The sequence below is a fragment of the Pseudoalteromonas sp. H105 genome (assembly GCF_001469215.1).
Taxonomy (GTDB): Bacteria; Pseudomonadota; Gammaproteobacteria; order Enterobacterales; family Alteromonadaceae; genus Pseudoalteromonas.
Genome location: NZ_LOFH01000006.1, coordinates 121,797 through 137,117 on the forward strand (window position 1 = coordinate 121,797; position 15,321 = coordinate 137,117).

The 15,321-nt window shown below is 41.1% G+C and carries 14 protein-coding genes, 7 tRNA genes and 1 pseudogene; 17 read left to right on the top strand and 5 right to left on the bottom strand.

The features are described from left to right. The first annotated feature begins 18 nt into the window (after positions 1-18). Positions 19-777, top strand: a complete 759-nt coding sequence (locus ATS75_RS11800) for a class I SAM-dependent methyltransferase (protein WP_058560632.1) — start codon at positions 19-21, stop codon at positions 775-777. On the opposite strand, the gene ATS75_RS11805 is transcribed toward ATS75_RS11800, so the two are convergent. Continuing rightward, a complete protein-coding gene (locus tag ATS75_RS11805) occupies positions 748-1,602 on the bottom strand; it encodes an MBL fold metallo-hydrolase (RefSeq protein WP_058560633.1) in 855 nt (284 codons plus the stop codon). The two genes, ATS75_RS11800 and ATS75_RS11805, sit on opposite strands and share 30 nt — an antisense overlap. 99 nt (positions 1,603-1,701) lie before the next feature. Further along, complete coding sequence (rnhA, locus tag ATS75_RS11810; RefSeq protein ID WP_058560634.1) at positions 1,702-2,169, bottom strand: ribonuclease HI; 468 nt, start codon at positions 2,167-2,169, stop codon at positions 1,702-1,704. Positions 2,170-2,237: 68 nt separating this feature from the next. Between rnhA and dnaQ the strand changes: the two genes are divergently transcribed. From dnaQ to ATS75_RS20640, 12 genes and pseudogenes are all read left to right on the top strand, one after another. After that, the gene (gene dnaQ, locus ATS75_RS11815; RefSeq protein WP_058560635.1) at positions 2,238-2,951 is read left to right on the top strand and encodes a DNA polymerase III subunit epsilon; all 714 of its coding nucleotides are present in this window, start codon (positions 2,238-2,240) and stop codon (positions 2,949-2,951) included. A gap of 8 nt (positions 2,952-2,959) precedes the next feature. Beyond that, positions 2,960-4,336: a TIGR03503 family protein gene (locus ATS75_RS11820; RefSeq protein ID WP_058560636.1), complete on the top strand. Its 1,377-nt coding sequence runs from the start codon at positions 2,960-2,962 to the stop codon at positions 4,334-4,336. A gap of 98 nt (positions 4,337-4,434) precedes the next feature. Further along, positions 4,435-4,511: transfer RNA gene (locus ATS75_RS11825), tRNA-Asp, on the top strand. Between the two features lie 27 nt (positions 4,512-4,538). Continuing rightward, positions 4,539-4,615: transfer RNA gene (locus ATS75_RS11830), tRNA-Asp, on the top strand. Positions 4,616-4,656: 41 nt separating this feature from the next. Next, positions 4,657-4,733: transfer RNA gene (locus ATS75_RS11835), tRNA-Asp, on the top strand. 31 nt (positions 4,734-4,764) lie between these two features. Next, a tRNA-Asp gene (locus tag ATS75_RS11840) sits at positions 4,765-4,841 on the top strand. Positions 4,842-4,879: 38 nt separating this feature from the next. Next, a tRNA-Asp gene (locus ATS75_RS11845) sits at positions 4,880-4,956 on the top strand. A 37-nt stretch (positions 4,957-4,993) separates the two neighbouring features. Next, positions 4,994-5,070 (top strand) — tRNA-Asp (locus ATS75_RS11850). Between the two features lie 54 nt (positions 5,071-5,124). Next, positions 5,125-5,201 (top strand) — tRNA-Asp (locus tag ATS75_RS11855). A gap of 572 nt (positions 5,202-5,773) precedes the next feature. Next, positions 5,774-5,839, top strand: a pseudogene (locus tag ATS75_RS20630) (hypothetical protein); the annotation flags it as partial. 81 nt (positions 5,840-5,920) lie between these two features. Further along, the gene (locus tag ATS75_RS20635) at positions 5,921-6,226 is read left to right on the top strand and encodes a hypothetical protein (RefSeq protein WP_235591178.1); all 306 of its coding nucleotides are present in this window, start codon (positions 5,921-5,923) and stop codon (positions 6,224-6,226) included. Then, positions 6,226-6,411, top strand: coding sequence for a hypothetical protein (locus ATS75_RS20640; RefSeq protein WP_235591174.1), 186 nt, complete (start codon positions 6,226-6,228; stop codon positions 6,409-6,411). The genes ATS75_RS20635 and ATS75_RS20640 overlap by 1 nt, the downstream gene beginning before the upstream one ends. Before the next feature lie 85 nt (positions 6,412-6,496). On the opposite strand, the gene ATS75_RS11865 is transcribed toward ATS75_RS20640, so the two are convergent. Continuing rightward, complete coding sequence (locus tag ATS75_RS11865) at positions 6,497-8,419, bottom strand: alpha/beta hydrolase family protein (protein WP_058560637.1); 1,923 nt, start codon at positions 8,417-8,419, stop codon at positions 6,497-6,499. 425 nt (positions 8,420-8,844) lie between these two features. On the opposite strand from ATS75_RS11865, the gene ATS75_RS11870 reads away from it, so the two are divergent. Together ATS75_RS11870 and ATS75_RS11875 are read left to right on the top strand one after the other, a co-directional pair. Further along, entirely contained in the window at positions 8,845-9,435 is a 591-nt protein-coding gene (locus ATS75_RS11870; protein ID WP_058560638.1) for an ATP-binding cassette domain-containing protein, read from the top strand. After that, positions 9,432-10,541 carry a DUF6136 family protein gene (locus ATS75_RS11875; RefSeq protein WP_058560639.1) on the top strand — a complete coding sequence of 370 codons (1,110 nt, stop codon included), beginning with the start codon at positions 9,432-9,434 and terminating at the stop codon, positions 10,539-10,541. Before ATS75_RS11870 ends, ATS75_RS11875 begins: the two co-directional genes overlap by 4 nt. A gap of 10 nt (positions 10,542-10,551) precedes the next feature. Here the strand turns inward: ATS75_RS11875 and fadE are convergent, their stop codons facing one another. Continuing rightward, positions 10,552-13,008 (bottom strand): acyl-CoA dehydrogenase FadE, encoded by a 2,457-nt coding sequence (fadE, locus tag ATS75_RS11880; protein ID WP_058560640.1) that lies wholly within the window; start codon positions 13,006-13,008, stop codon positions 10,552-10,554. A 448-nt stretch (positions 13,009-13,456) separates the two neighbouring features. On the opposite strand from fadE, the gene ATS75_RS11885 reads away from it, so the two are divergent. Next, a complete protein-coding gene (locus tag ATS75_RS11885) occupies positions 13,457-14,689 on the top strand; it encodes a tyrosine-type recombinase/integrase (protein WP_058560641.1) in 1,233 nt (410 codons plus the stop codon). On the opposite strand, the gene ATS75_RS11890 is transcribed toward ATS75_RS11885, so the two are convergent. Then, positions 14,675-15,046: a LexA family protein gene (locus ATS75_RS11890; protein WP_058560642.1), complete on the bottom strand. Its 372-nt coding sequence runs from the start codon at positions 15,044-15,046 to the stop codon at positions 14,675-14,677. The two genes, ATS75_RS11885 and ATS75_RS11890, sit on opposite strands and share 15 nt — an antisense overlap. Positions 15,047-15,115: 69 nt before the next feature. Here ATS75_RS11890 and ATS75_RS20450 point away from each other — a divergent pair, with 69 nt between their 5' ends. Beyond that, positions 15,116-15,289, top strand: a complete 174-nt coding sequence (locus ATS75_RS20450; RefSeq protein ID WP_161936898.1) for a hypothetical protein — start codon at positions 15,116-15,118, stop codon at positions 15,287-15,289. Positions 15,290-15,321: the final 32 nt, after the last annotated feature.

A 15,321-nucleotide genomic window follows, 5' to 3' on the forward strand; every position in this document is an offset into this window, starting at 1 on the left:
GTATAACGAGCTTAGCAGATGAAACCAGCCCTTAGTTTTCAAGAAGGACCTAAGCCATTATCGTGGCATGAATTTCCTCATGGTGACTATTTGCGCTCTGATATTGAGCGTAAAATGGCAAAGTGGTTACCACGTATGTTTGGTTATCACATGTTAAAGTTGGGAAATTTAAGCGGTGAGCTTAATACCAGTGAGAGCAGCATTAAACATCAAGTCTGCGTAGCAGGGCCTGGCCCACATACGGGGGTTGTTGCAGATATTGATGAACTGCCCTTTTATGAACACAGTGTTGATGCATGTATATTAAGTCATTGTTTGGAATATCACTCAGATCCTCATCATATTCTTCGTGAGGTGCACAGAACATTATTACCTGGGGGATATATGGTGATCACAGGCTTTAATCCGTTTAGCTTGTGTGGGCTTGCGCAATTATTGCCATTTAGCAGGCAAAAACTGCCTTGGACGGGTCGATTTTTTACACCAGCCCGGGTTAAAGATTGGTTGCATCTACTTGGTTTTGAAATAGTGAGTGATGAACGGTTTATTTTTTCATCACTTGCACGAGGGACGCGTCTATCACGTTTTGCGCCCTGGAGGCGCTTTACAAAGCAGTACTTGAAACCTATGGGCAGTGTCTACATGCTCGTGGCAAGAAAGCGAGTAGCTCCGCTAACACCGATTAAACCCAAATGGCATGCGAGGCCGCAGTTTTCACCTGTTAAAGGTGCTGGCCTTAGACAAACCTCAAAGCAACACTGTAAGCGGGATTGTTAAAAATGAATACGTAGGGTGGGGTACTTGACCGGCACGTATATTCATTTGAATTGCAGGGTGTAATAATTGGGGGGCACTAAGTGTTGCATCTCGCTTTTCTCTCGTGTCTATGTATGCATGTTCAGATTGTTGTAAATGAACATTTTTTAAACGCTGCGTTTGCACCGTGGTGTTATTTGCCAACTCTCGTCCATAAGGTTGGTAGTCGTGACACATCCACATAATTGTTTTATCAGGGAGCGCTAATAGCTTGTGTAAAGAGGCGTAAAGTGCTTTTGCACTGCCGCCAGGGAAGTCACACCGAGCAGTTCCGCTATCAGGCATAAAGAAGGTATCCCCAACAAAAATATTTCCCTCAATTAAGTAGCTCACACTATCAGGAGTATGCCCAGGGGTTGTTATAACATCGAAATGTGTATTACCTAACAATAAGCGATCCCCATCATCAAATAATGCATCAAATGGTGAGCCATCACATGGCATATCAAGTTGATAAAAATGGCTGAAATAAGCCTGTACTTGCGTTATACCTGCACCTGTGCCGAGTTTACACGGATGTTTATCTTTAAGTTGTTGCTTAATATAACTCGCTGCTGTGATGTGATCGGCATGGGCATGTGTCTCTAACACCCATTCAAGCGTGAGTTTATGAGTTGTTATATAGCCGATGATTTGATTTGCTGTGGTAAAAGTTAACGTTGCACTTGGTGCGTCGAAATCAGCAGGAGGGTCAATGAGTATCGAACTGTGAGTGTCTAAACAGCTGACTAAATAGGTGAATGTTGCGCTTTGTTGATGAAAAAACGACTTAACAGCGATAGGCATTTTACAACTCCGTTATGTGATATAGCTAAATATTATAATATATAACAGAATTGTAAAATGATTTGCGAATAATTGAGCGTGTTACAGTGAGTAAACAGTTTATTCTGGCTGGTAGCCTTCATCAACGAGCAACTCTTTGCTGCCTGCAGCGTCACGGGCTAGGTCATCAACGATTTCATTGTACTTGTTACCACTATGACCTTTAACCCACTTCCACGTTATGGTGTGCCTATTGCAAGCTTCATCAAGGCGCTTCCATAAATCTACATTTTTAACCGGCTTTTTTGCTGAGGTTTTCCAGCCACGCTTTTTCCAATTTGCGACCCAAGACTCAATACCTTGTTTTACATATTGGCTATCAGTCGTCAGATTAATCTCACAAGCGCGCGTTAAACTTTCCAGCGCAACAATTGCGGCAAGCATTTCCATACGATTGTTTGTTGTGAGCGTATAACCTTGACTCATTTTTTTTTCATGACCGTTATAAAGCATAAAAATACCATAACCGCCGGGGCCCGGATTACCTAAACATGAACCATCGGTGTAAATCTCTACGGTTTTTTGCACTGTTTTACCTTGATCTTATGTACAATAAAGTGATTATAGAAAGATACCAGAATCAGGCTGAGTTCGATATGCACCGCAGACAAATAGTTTTAGATACAGAAACCACCGGCATCGACCCAAAACAAGGGCACCGCATAATAGAAATAGGGTGTGTTGAATTAGTCAATCGTCGATTAACGGGTAATAACTTTCACGTATACATTAACCCTCAGCGCAGCATTGAAGAAGAGGCAATCGATGTTCATGGTATAACCAATGAATTTTTACGTGATAAGCCGTTGTATCATCAAATAGCACAAGAATTTTTTGATTACATCAAAGGGGCAGAGCTTGTTATTCATAATGCGCCGTTTGACGTTGGGCACATGGATAATGAATTTGCATTACTTAATCAAGGTTATCCGAACACCCATGATTACTGCCAAGTTCTCGACACACTTAAAATGGCGCGTGATTTGCATCCTGGTCAGAAGAATAACCTTGATGCATTGTGTCGTCGTTATGACGTAGATAACACCAAACGAACATTACATGGCGCATTACTGGATTCTGAGATTTTAGCGGATGTTTATTTAGCCATGACTGGTGGCCAAGTAAAACTCAACTTAAATCAGAATAAAAATCAAGGCAACGAGCAACAACAAAAAGCGATACGTCGACTAAGCTTAGAGCGTGCACCACTGAAAGTACTTTTAGCTAATGACGAAGAACACGCAGCCCATCAAGCACGGCTAGATATCGTTCAAGATGCTGGCGGCCATTGCTTATGGCGCGCTGAATAAGGCCTACAATGAGACATTTTTTATTTATATTGCTGGTGGTGTTTTTTTCACCGCAGGTACTAAGCGCACAAAGCGATGATAAAATTACATTACTTAAGCGTGACGGTAAACAGAATGAAGTGCCGTTATTAAATAACCGCTTTCGGATTGATTATAAAGTGGAAGAAATTAATCTTTTATTCTTTCGTAAACCCGGCACACCGGCTGTTGTTTTGGTGCAACCTGATGGCAGTAAACTCTATGCGACATCTTCAATAAAAGAACCTAACTTAGATTGGTATGATGAAATAAGCTATGACTTAATAACTATCCGTGAGCCAACGCCTGGGCCTTGGCAAGTCGTTGGCAGTATTTTGCCTGATAGCCGTATTGTGGTGATTGGTGATATTGATTTGGAAGTTGAACCTTTACCACCTCTTCTTTTTAGAGGGGAGACAGTTAAAATTACAGGTCAAATTTTAAATGATGGTGAACCAATTGGTGTGGGGATGTTTCGTGATGTGGTTAGCCTTCATGTTGACTTCATCAGTACAAATAATAGCGATTATGCTAATTTTGGTGCAGGCACGCACAACGTAGCGCAATTTAGAGATGATGGACGCGGTTTTGACGAACGCCCCAAAGACGGTGTCTTCACCGGTGAGTTTAAACTCGTGTTTCCAGCAGGACAGTGGCAACCAGAGCTTTATATTGAAACACCTCTGCTAAAACGTACCGTAGTTCAAGACATTCTCGAAGTAAAAGAACCTCCCTTTAACTTTGAAATTGCCTTAGCAGAAGACGATACCCTTGAGCATACGCTAACAATTTCATTAGACCCTGAAGTCGTGAAACCAGAGACGGTACTCATACAGGGTAAAATTTATTACCCAAACAATGAAGAGCAAATGTTTAATTTAGAAGGTACGAATGCACCAACCAGGGAGCTCATTATCAAAAACTATGATTGGGGTCGTTATAGTGTTGAGCTGTCAGTGTTTGGTACAAATATCAATGGGCGCGAGTTTATGGCGACACTACCGACTTATCGTTTTGAAATCGATAGGCCCATTGAAATTGTTCCTGAGTTACCCGAACCGGTGCTCACTGAAGCAGAAATAGAAGAGATCGCACGATTGAAAAAAGAAGCCGAGTCGATGTCTACTATCTTGTTTGTCAGCCTTATCATGGGTGGTAATTTGTTAGTTTTAGTTATTGGCTGGCTGGCAATTCGGGTTTTCGTACAGAAAAAGTCAATCATGCCTAAAATAAACATTCCTTTTTTGAAGAAAAAACCAGCACCCGACGATGACTCAACAAATGATGAAAAAAATGAAGTGAGCAAAAACGGCTCAAAAAATGACAAATCAGGTGAAATTTTAAACCTTTCGATGTCAGATGACTAAAAAACCTGTAAAAAAACAAAAAAGCCCTTGACGAAGTAGGGGCTGATTCGTATTATTCACGCCGCTGCAAAGGGAGACCTAAACAGCAACGAAGATGCGGAGTGGTAGTTCAGTTGGTTAGAATACCGGCCTGTCACGCCGGGGGTCGCGGGTTCGAGTCCCGTCCACTCCGCCAATTTTCGACAATTTGTAAGTAAAAGCTGGAGTGGTAGTTCAGTTGGTTAGAATACCGGCCTGTCACGCCGGGGGTCGCGGGTTCGAGTCCCGTCCACTCCGCCAACGCTTACACAACATATGGTTGTAAAACATATTCTTATTATGGAGTGGTAGTTCAGTTGGTTAGAATACCGGCCTGTCACGCCGGGGGTCGCGGGTTCGAGTCCCGTCCACTCCGCCAATAAGAAAAAGTAACAGTTTAAATATGCGCTGGAGTGGTAGTTCAGTTGGTTAGAATACCGGCCTGTCACGCCGGGGGTCGCGGGTTCGAGTCCCGTCCACTCCGCCAACTATTTAAGCCCTGTTATATTACAAAATTTGTATGCTGGAGTGGTAGTTCAGTTGGTTAGAATACCGGCCTGTCACGCCGGGGGTCGCGGGTTCGAGTCCCGTCCACTCCGCCAACAAGTTAAGTAATAACAAGTACAATGATATCTCTGCGGAGTGGTAGTTCAGTTGGTTAGAATACCGGCCTGTCACGCCGGGGGTCGCGGGTTCGAGTCCCGTCCACTCCGCCACTTGATATCAGTAATAAAATTAGTAAGTGCATTACCCCATGCACATACCACTGCGGAGTGGTAGTTCAGTTGGTTAGAATACCGGCCTGTCACGCCGGGGGTCGCGGGTTCGAGTCCCGTCCACTCCGCCACTTGTTATTTCCTCAATAACAAGTTAATAAATACTTTCCTAATTAATAAATCCAAACAGAATTTTATCGACTATCGACTATCGACTATCGACTATCGACTATCGACTATCAGCTGTCAGATCGACTATCATATACTAACCTGCTAATATTCTTATCTATTCTTCAATATTCAGCTTCTTATATCTGCATGAATTACCAAGAATCTAATCTCACTTTAAAAAAGGAAGCATTAAGATGAGTACTTTAGGTCAACAATTAAAGCAGCTACGAAACGATAAAAATTGAGTCAACCAGAGTTCGCTCAGCAAGTAGGGATAGAGCAGAGCCATACCCAAACCACCTCAAGATGCGAGTTTCAGTTGGAATTAAAAGCGATTTAGGCAAGGCATTGATTGCAAATAATGGTTATTCCTTTGTTAAAATCAATAACGCAGTATAAATCGCTTTTAAACCAACCTATGGGGCGTTTCACTGGCACTTATTCTCACCCTTGTTACTTTTTAAAAGGGTTGGCCATTGTTGCAAAGTAACGCCTTGATATTAAGCCCCTGTGAAACGCTGAATTCTGCATCTTGAGGTGGCTTGGGTATATATCAAAACTTGAAAACGATAAATCAATTCCCTCGAATGAAATATTTAGAGCTTTATTAATAGCATTAGACCTTTCAATTGATGAGTTTATGAAGCCCCTTACCTCCAGCCATGACAAAACAAGACTCATGCAAATACCCGATGTAGAGCTGTGGTTTAAAAGTAAAGCAGTAAAGAGCTCAGTCGCACAGCGTAAAATTATATACCTCGCTATGTTTTTGATTTCTTTTGGCTGTGCATTATTTTATGCAGGACATAAAAACTATCTGTTCAATGAACGCTTTTACGAATATAAATCACAAGGTGTAATCAAAACAGAAGAACCTCTGAATGTTTTTCTCATTGGCATAATTATATTATTGAGCCAAACCGCCAGAAAAGAGATGAAAAAAATCGGGAAATGCTGGCCAGAAGGATACCAATTTCTAAGTTAATGGATAAGTATGCTGGTGAATCATTTGTTGAAGAGGTTGAGGGAGGTAAACGTGTTTATACTGCAAATGAGCTTTCGCGGACTATGCCACATGCAGGCAATAGTTGGTTTGAGTTTTTAGGGATTTTTTCTGCTGTATTTGGTTTGGCGCTAGCTTTACTGGAACCTAGATTGACCAAACAATAAAGAAGTAATAAAAAAGCCTGCATACAAGAAGGCGCAGCAGGCTCTAAATTAAATTGGCTTATAATTTCCCTTGTGGGCTAACGCGCTATTTTAAATAGGTATTTAAAAAGTTTAAGTACGCGTTGGAGGCCGTAATACGATTTTCTTTTTTACTAAAACCGTGGCCTTCATCGTCAAATAAAACATATTCTACTGGTACGCCGTTGGCTTTTACTGCAGTAACAAGCTCGTCGCTTTCTACTTGTAACACGCGTGGATCGTTCGCACCTTGTATCACCATTAGCGGCTTAGTGATGTTTTTTGCATGAAACAAGGGTGATATTGCACGATGGCGCTCACCATCGGTGGCAGGGTCGCCCATTTCATCATACAGCGCTTTTTTAAAGCTTTCCCACCAGGGTGGAATTGAGTTCAGCGTGCGTACCCAGTTGGTAACGCCAAAGATATTAATACCCACTTTGAATTCTTCTGGCTCAAAGGCAAGTGCAGCTGCAGTCATAAAGCCGCCGTAGCTGCCACCCATAATGCCGATTTTATCAGCATCAACCCAGTCTAAGCTTTGTAAGTGTTTTTTACCGAAGACGATATCTTGCAGATCGTCGGTACCATGTTTCTTATCATCTAAATGGAAGAATGTTTTACCATATCCTGAGCTGCCACGGTTATTGACGGCAAAAATAGCATAGCCATGATTCACTAAATGTTGTTGCATTGCACTATAACCAGTGCGACTTTGCCCACCTGGGCCACCATGTACCCACACAAGCGCGGGTACTTTATTACTGCTGTTGGCTTGTTTTGGTTTATACAACACGCCTGGTATTTCTAAGCCATCAAAACTTTTAAAACGTACGATAGTGCTTTCAACTAAGTCATTTTGATTTATGGCTTTACTTAATGTGTTGGTAAGCTGCTTAGTTTCATTACTACCAACTTGCCAAACAAATAAATTGCTTGGTGAGGTGTCTGAGTTTAAGTAAAATGCCATCGTTTTCTCATCGCTTGAGAAATTTACGCTGCGTAAATTACCTGCAGGTAGCTTAGGCATAGCAATTTCTTTACCCGTTTTTGTATCTTTGACGGTCACTTTTGTGCTGGCATCAGCATTTACGCCGCTTACTTGATAGCGACCTGATTTAGAAAAGTATATAAAGCTGACATCCCAATCATCCTTTAATGCAGTGCTATGTTCACCTGTGGCTAACTCATAACGCCATACCTGTGAAAACTCGCCTTTAGCGTCCGTAGAGTAGTATAAATACTTACTGTCTACAGAGAAGGTCTCAGGCGTATATTGTGCCGGTGTATCGTGTTTAGAAATTAACTGTGGCTTGAGTGTTTTTTTATAAGTATCAAGAATAAACGTATCACTGTCTTTATTTGTATTGCTCTTAGACAGCGCGATGTAACGGCCATCAGGGCTAATTGCCCCCACATTTAAACCCAATGTATTTTGATATATGGGCGTGATTTGATATGTTTTACTATCGACTCGGTATAAGTCCATAAATTTGGCATCACGCTGATTACTGGTGATAAAAAACTGGCTACCATCTTTGGTAAAGCCTGCAAAGCTTGCGCGAGTTTCATCACCAGGGGTTAAATCTTTGATTGAACCGTCAACTTCGCGCACATAAACATGGTATCGCTCGTTCCCGCCGGAGTCTTTGGTAAATAATACGCGCTCATCATTAGGAAAATAACGTACAGGGTAGGTGCTATCTTCAAAATTTGTTAAGCGAGTTTTGCTACCTGTTTTTACGTCTATTTCATACAAGCTGTAAATACCGCTTTCATCGCTACTAACTAAAACTTTATCACCAGAGGGTGAAAAGCTACTGCCCATGATAGATGTTGTATCAAAAAAGGTTTTTGCATCATAGGTTTTTACTTGTTGTGTTTGCTCAGTTGTCACAGGCGCAGAGGCTGAATTATTAGATTGACTGCAACCTGTTAATGCAATTGATACTGCACAGGTAATGCAGGCAAGTTTGAGGGCTTTTTTCATAGATACATTCCTTGGATTATAATTATGGGCTTTTAGTGTTAACAGAACATTTTTTAAACGCAAGTAATTAGCCTATTCGAACAGCAATAAAGTGTTACAAACCATGTAGCCCACGAAAATAGAAAACCAGTTAATATACCCAAGCCACCTCAAGATGCAGAATTTAGCGTTTCGCAGACGCTTAATATCAAGGCGTTAGTTTGCAAGAATGGCCATCCCTTTTAAAAAGTAACAAGGGTGAGAATAAGTGCCTGTGAAACGCCCCGCGGGTTGGTTTAAAAGCGATTTATACTGCGTTATTGATTTTAACAAGGGAATTACCATCATTTGCAATCAATGCCTTGCCTAAATCGCTTTTAATTCCAACGACACTCGCACCTTGAGGTGATTTGGGTATAATTCACTTTCAAAATCAGGGAGTATTTATGATAGAAGTCATAGGGTTACATAAGCAGTTTGCTGAAAACGTATTGTACAGTAGTTATAGTGTGCAGTTTTGTGCACCTAAAATATGCATTGAAGCGCCTAATGGCCAAGGTAAAACAACGTTGTTGATGATGTTAGCAGAGCTTGAAACACGCCAAAGTGGGCAGATTTTGTTTTCAGGCAAAGTATTAACTGAACCACATAAGCAAGTTGCCATAGCCTCAGACTGCATTGCTTTGCCCAACTTTCTTACGGCAAAGCAAATTATTAACTTATCCGTGAATACGCTGTGTTGTCATTGGCCAAAGACAATAATTGATGGGTTTAATTTCAATGAATTTTTAAATACCCGTTTTGATGCATTGTCGTCAGGTAACCAAAAGAAATGCCAGCTAATTCTTGCACTTATGCGTGATGCATCTTATTTGCTATTAGATGAACCCAGCGCAGCCCTTGATCAAACCAGTATTCAGTATTTACTAAATTTACTTGATGAATATTTAATTGATAAGCCTGAAGGGCAAATAATCATTACCTGCCATGAACCCGCGCCATTTATTGAGCATGGCTTTGAGTGTATGCCTTTATGATTACAAATTTAAAACAATCAATTGGGCAATATTGCTCTTTTGTGGATTATCGTTATCAGGCTTACAAAACTGAACTCACCCAATTATTATTACAGCTTAAAAACTTTGGCTTGTTATTTCTAGTGGTACTTGGCTCTGCCATGCTTGGTATGATTTTACTGTTATTTTTAGGGCTGGGGAAAATTATCGATAGTAGCGATGCATCGCAGTATGGTGCACAGATGGCTTGGCTGTATTTGCTGTTGCAAAGTGTCATGTTAAGCGCAATGAAATCTGCGATAAAAAACACCGCTCAACGTGCCTTTCAACAGACCTTGGTGAAACATTATTGGCTTGGTTTAATGGATATAAAGCTTTTATTGTTAAGTAATGGCTGGTTGATTGGCAGCCTCATTGTTGCGATTGATCTTAGTGTGAGTCAGTGGTTGAGAGTGCCGCATTTCTTGTTGTTTTTACTATTGCAATTTGTGCTCGGCATTTTATGTTTATACAAGCCAATAGCACTTGTTTATGGTTTTTTGTTATCCGCAATCTGGGTAACGTTACCACTTGATATTAGTCCATTGCTTTATCATAGTGGTTTAGTGCTGTTGTTTGGGCTAAGTACTTTTATAGTCCCGTTTAATTTTACAGCTAAGGTAAAATTGACTTCACTTACAGGCTTTTGGCTGTTGTTTTTTATGCATAATAGCTGGGTTTTGATATGGCGAGGGGCTTTATTGCTGTGCGTATTTATAGCAACTCAAGTGTTGTTACAAGAACGCGCTGATTTAGCTGCTATAGTCAGTATTTTGTCACTTGCTTTTATAGTGTTGTTTAGTAGCTCATTACAGTTTGATTGCCGTCACCTACATCAGCAGTACAGAGTGTTTTTTAACATGCAGAATAAGCAAACAGCATTCTTTGTTAGCTTATTTATCCCTAGCTTAATTGTCTTACTACTAACGCTTGTTGGTTTTGTGGCTTTGTTTAATCAAGCAAATAGTTTATTGCTAGTAATAGGGGGGGGGTGGTGTTTACTACAACAGGCTTTAGCGCAAAAAAAGCCAGCGCATTATGCGCTGGCTTGGATTGTTATAACAGGTTCGTTGCTTGCTGTGTATTAACACAAATCAATTAAGCTGCATCAGCCTTGTTGTCTGTGCTATTGCGTGCTGCTTTACCTGCCAGTAAATCTGCTGGATCAAAGTCATCAACATTAATCACATCTAAACGGGCTTTTTCAACTTCAGCTAGTTTGTCAGCTTCTGCTTGCGTTAAAATACCTGCTTCAAGGCCCATTTGTGCAACTTTATCAAGTTGGAAGAAAGGCAACTTAACGCCTTTCTCTCGACAAACTTTATCAAACAGAGGCTCAACAGCAAGTACGTCTTTAAGCGTTTGCTCTTGACGACCCACTAAGTTAAGTGGCTCATTGGTTAGGTATACATAACTTGCTAAACGATTACGGGTTTCACTTGGTACTTGTAATAGTTGCGCTAGTTTATGCTCAAGCTTATCTGTCGGTTTACGAACCGGACGACCAAACGGGAATAACATAAGCTTAAGTGCTGCACGAAGCGGCGCTGACGGCATGTTGTTAATTAAATCAGCAAGCGCACGTTGACAGTGGTAAAGGTGATCTTGGCAGCTCCATTGAACCAACGCAAAATCTTCTTTTTTACGGCCTTCATCGTTGTAACGTTTAAGCGTAGCAGACACTAAGTATAAGTAGCTTAATAAATCCCCTAAACGTGCTGAAATACGTTCTTTACGTTTTAGTGAGCCGCCGAATACTGCCATACTAATATCTGACATCAGTGCGAGCGATGCACTAAAGCGAGATGCTATACGGTAAAATTCAGCCGTCTCATCTTTGTAAGGCGTTTTTGTAAAGCGAGCGCCTGTAAAGGCGAGCCATTTGGTACGCACAAGGTTTGAAATAGTAAAGCCAACGTGACCCATTAGCGCCTTGTCGAATACTGCAAGTGCTTCTTCTTTGTCTTCAATAGCGCAAGCATTCAACTCAGTGAGAACAAATGGATGACAACGAATAGCCCCTTGACCATAAATAATCATATTACGGGTCAAGATGTTTGCACCTTCAACGGTTATGGCAATAGGTGCACCTTGATAGCCACGACCTAAGTAATTATTTGGCCCAAGCATGATACCTTTACCACCATGGACATCCATTGCATGGATAGTTGAATCACGCATTTGTTCAGTCAGGTGGTATTTAATAATAGCTGATACAACAGAAGGCTTTTCACCTAAATCGACAGCGCCGGTAGACATGCTTACGGCTGCATCTGAGCTGTAAGCGTAGCCTGCAAGTTTAGCGAGTGACTCTTCAACCCCTTCCATTTGACCAATAGGTAAACGGAACTGGCGACGAATACGGCTGTACGAACCACTGGCAAGTGCAATTGTTTTGATACCACCTACAGAGTTTGAAGGGAGTGTGATCGCACGACCAACCGATAAACATTCAACCAGCATACGCCAGCCTTGGCCAGCCATTTCAGGACCACCAATAATGTAGTCAAGTGGTACAAAGATGTCTTTACCGCGCGTTGGGCCATTTTGAAATGGTACATTGAGCGGGAAATGACGACGGCCAATCTCAACACCTGACATATCGGTTGGAATTAGTGCACAGGTAATACCTAAGTCTTTTGTGTCACCTAATAAACCGTCAGGATCTTGCATTTTGAACGCAAGGCCAAGTACAGTGGCAACAGGTGCGAGAGTAATGTAACGCTTATTCCAAGTTAGACTAAGACCGATGACTTCTTCACCTTCCCACATGCCTTTACAGACAACCCCATAATCAGGAATTGCACTGGCATCAGAACCCGCTTCTGGTGACGTTAAAGCAAAGCACGGTATTTCTGCCCCACTGGCTAAACGTGGTAAGTAATGATTTTTTTGATCCTCTGTACCATAGTGTTGTAGCAATTCACCTGGACCTAATGAGTTAGGTACACCCACAATCGACGAAAGTAGAGTCGATTTACTAGTTAGTTTTTGCAGCACACATGATTGGGCAAAGGCTGAAAACTCAAGTCCGCCATATTCTTTTTTGATGATCATGGCAAAGAATTTATTGTCTTTTAGGTATTGCCATACATCTTGTGGTAAATCAGTTAGTTCATGGGTTGCTTCCCAATCATCTAACATACTACAAACGACTTCAACAGGGCCATCAATGAATGCTTGTTCTTCAATTGTTAGTTTTGGCATAGGGTACTGATGAAGCTTTTCCCAATCAGGTCGGCCGCAAAATAAATCGGCCTCCCACCACGTAGTGCCCGCATCAATTGCTGATTTTTCGGTATCAGACATTGTAGGGGTTACTTTTTTAAACATGGCAAAGATTGGTTTGATAATGTATTGCTGACGAATGCCAGAGATAGAAAGCGGCACACTGATGATTAAAAATATTAACCAGCTAATTGCACCAAAAGCACCCGCAAAGGTACCAATAACAAGGGTCGCGATTGAAATGCCAAGGGCTGTATTCCAGCTCGCTCTGTGGTAACTCGCGACGCTGAGCAGCGCGATTAAACCGAGTGTAAATATGAGTGTCATGTACTTAATCCTTAATAGAGGTCAGACCACCTCCGTTAGAGTAGCGCTAGAATCGGTAATTATCAAGAGTCAAAATAAGATTATCTATCAGTTTAGTCATCAATTTGTAAAGAGTACAATGTGGAAACTAACATAAGCTTGCTATGGCCAACCTTATGTTTAACAATGCATAGCAAGAAGGCTTTATTTCATTGTATAGGCGCTGCGATAGGGTTTTAGGTATAAATCGCGGCTACTTATTTAAAGGTTTATATATTTTATGTGTGAGTTACTTGGCATGTCCGTTTTTTAGATTCTATCCAGTCTTAACCTGTCGCAACCTCATATATTCCCCAGTATTAACAACACTAAAGCTGTTCATTCTGTCTCATTCTGTTATTGTTATCGCAAGCTAAACTGAGACCAAAACTGTGACCAATGTTGTGGTCACAGTTTAGAGCGGGCAATAATGAACTTTACAGACAAATCAATTAAGGCACTTAAGGCCAAAGACAAACGTTATGTATTAACCGAGTCAGGTAATTATGGGGAAGGGCGTTTACAAATACGTGTCAGTGAATCTGGCGCTAAAACGTTTCGCGTGCAATACCACTTAAACGGTAAACGTAAAGTAATAGGCCTTGGCAATTACCCCACAGTTGACCTCAAAAAAGCGCGAAGCAAACACGCTGAAATATCAGTATTGTTAAGTGATAATATTGACCCGCAAGAACAGCAATTAAAAACCCAAAAAGCAGAGTTCGCATCATCAGCAAAACGTACCATGCTAGAAATGCTCGATGACTTTAATGTATTTATAAATACTCGCTGGGCAGAGTCAACAATAGCCAGAACCGAAAAGCTAATTAAAAGAAACATCACACCATTTATAGCAACAGAATTAATGCCCGATGAGTTCACAATCGACATGGCCCGCGACATTATTTACCGCGTCTACAACCGTGGAGCAAAAGAGCAATCGCGCCTGGTTCGCAGCACATTAATGAGCATATTAAAATTCGCCATAGATTTTGATAATTCACCAGAGCAATACAAAAAGCCAAATCTCTACGACATTAAAACCAACTTCATTAGAGACATTAACTTTGAAACACCAAAAAACAAAGGCGAGCGATGGTTAAGCGAAGCCGAACTTAAAAAAGTATGGAATGCCGACGATCTACCTTATTACACCCAGCAATACATAAAATTGGCATTGTTACTCGGGGGCCAGCGCGTAAACGAAGTTTATGGATCATACGTAAGTGACTTTGACGTAGAAAACAAAACATTCACCATTCCCGCAAACCGTATAAAAGTACAACAACGGGGCGATCACATAGTGCCACTATGTGAAACAGCAATACCAATCATCCAAGAGTTAATGCAACAAAGTGGTAAAGCAGGGCAAATGTTCCCTCACCGTGACAACCCAACAGCCACAGCCCACGTATCAACAATAAGAATGGCAATACTAAGGTGGTGTGAAAAAAACAACTTTGAACCATTCAACCCACGCGACCTTCGCAGAACATCTAAAACGCTAATGGGTAAGGCGGGCATAGACAAAGTTAACCGCGATATTTTACAGCAACACAATAAGTTTGACGTATCCAGCGTGCACTATGACAGGTACGACTACATGAAAGAAAAACAAGCCAGCATTACAATGTGGGAAAGCTTTATACTAAACACCGTCTAATGCACTCGTTGTTCTATGCATTCTAATTGATTGGCTTACAACACCTTCAACACTGTATTCATCAAATTCAGTGAGCTTTAAAGGTGGGTTATCCGGGTTAGCAGATAAAAGCTGGTTATTATTTAAATCAGCAATTTTGCAAATAAATAGACCATTGAAAACAGCAACAATAACATCACCGTGTTTTAGTTTTTCAGCTCTATCAATTATCAGTAAATCGCCATCAAATATGCCCACACCTTCCATACTCCTACCGCTTGCACGCCCAATAAAGGTCGAGTTGCTAAGTAGGTTTTGATTTAAAGTACCCGCAAGCTCGCTTATTTTGGGACCTATCTCAACGTTCGATAATTGCATAAAGCTACCTCTTACTTAATTGGCTTAATAATTGCTTTGTCAACGCTCCAACTTACAAGGAGCAAAAAAATGACACTTTCTATGTTACTACTTAGCGCGCTATCTTTCGATGTAACACCAACGCCAAGCGTACAAAAAATACAAAATACTGGCGGCATTATCATCTTAAATCCTAAAAAGCCTAAAAAAGTTAAAAATACAGGTGGCATCATTATATTAAACCCAAAGAAAAAGCCTAAATAATAAAGGCAAACAACTAAGCCAGCGTAATGCTG

Excerpts from the sequence above, each read along its gene's own strand:
- ATS75_RS11800 (WP_058560632.1), top strand. The coding sequence starts at position 19 with ATGAAACCAGCCCTTAGTTTTCAAGAAGGACCTAAGCCATTATCGTGG.
- ATS75_RS11820 (WP_058560636.1), top strand. The coding sequence starts at position 2,960 with ATGAGACATTTTTTATTTATATTGCTGGTGGTGTTTTTTTCACCGCAG.
- ATS75_RS11885 (WP_058560641.1), top strand. The coding sequence starts at position 13,457 with ATGAACTTTACAGACAAATCAATTAAGGCACTTAAGGCCAAAGACAAA.
- ATS75_RS11865 (WP_058560637.1), bottom strand. The coding sequence starts at position 8,419 with ATGAAAAAAGCCCTCAAACTTGCCTGCATTACCTGTGCAGTATCAATT.
- dnaQ (WP_058560635.1), top strand. The coding sequence starts at position 2,238 with ATGCACCGCAGACAAATAGTTTTAGATACAGAAACCACCGGCATCGAC.
- ATS75_RS20640 (WP_235591174.1), top strand. The coding sequence starts at position 6,226 with ATGGATAAGTATGCTGGTGAATCATTTGTTGAAGAGGTTGAGGGAGGT.
- ATS75_RS20450 (WP_161936898.1), top strand. The coding sequence starts at position 15,116 with ATGACACTTTCTATGTTACTACTTAGCGCGCTATCTTTCGATGTAACA.
- ATS75_RS11875 (WP_058560639.1), top strand. The coding sequence starts at position 9,432 with ATGATTACAAATTTAAAACAATCAATTGGGCAATATTGCTCTTTTGTG.
- ATS75_RS11890 (WP_058560642.1), bottom strand. The coding sequence starts at position 15,046 with ATGCAATTATCGAACGTTGAGATAGGTCCCAAAATAAGCGAGCTTGCG.
- fadE (WP_058560640.1), bottom strand. The coding sequence starts at position 13,008 with ATGACACTCATATTTACACTCGGTTTAATCGCGCTGCTCAGCGTCGCG.
- ATS75_RS11870 (WP_058560638.1), top strand. The coding sequence starts at position 8,845 with ATGATAGAAGTCATAGGGTTACATAAGCAGTTTGCTGAAAACGTATTG.
- ATS75_RS11805 (WP_058560633.1), bottom strand. The coding sequence starts at position 1,602 with ATGCCTATCGCTGTTAAGTCGTTTTTTCATCAACAAAGCGCAACATTC.
- ATS75_RS20635 (WP_235591178.1), top strand. The coding sequence starts at position 5,921 with ATGCAAATACCCGATGTAGAGCTGTGGTTTAAAAGTAAAGCAGTAAAG.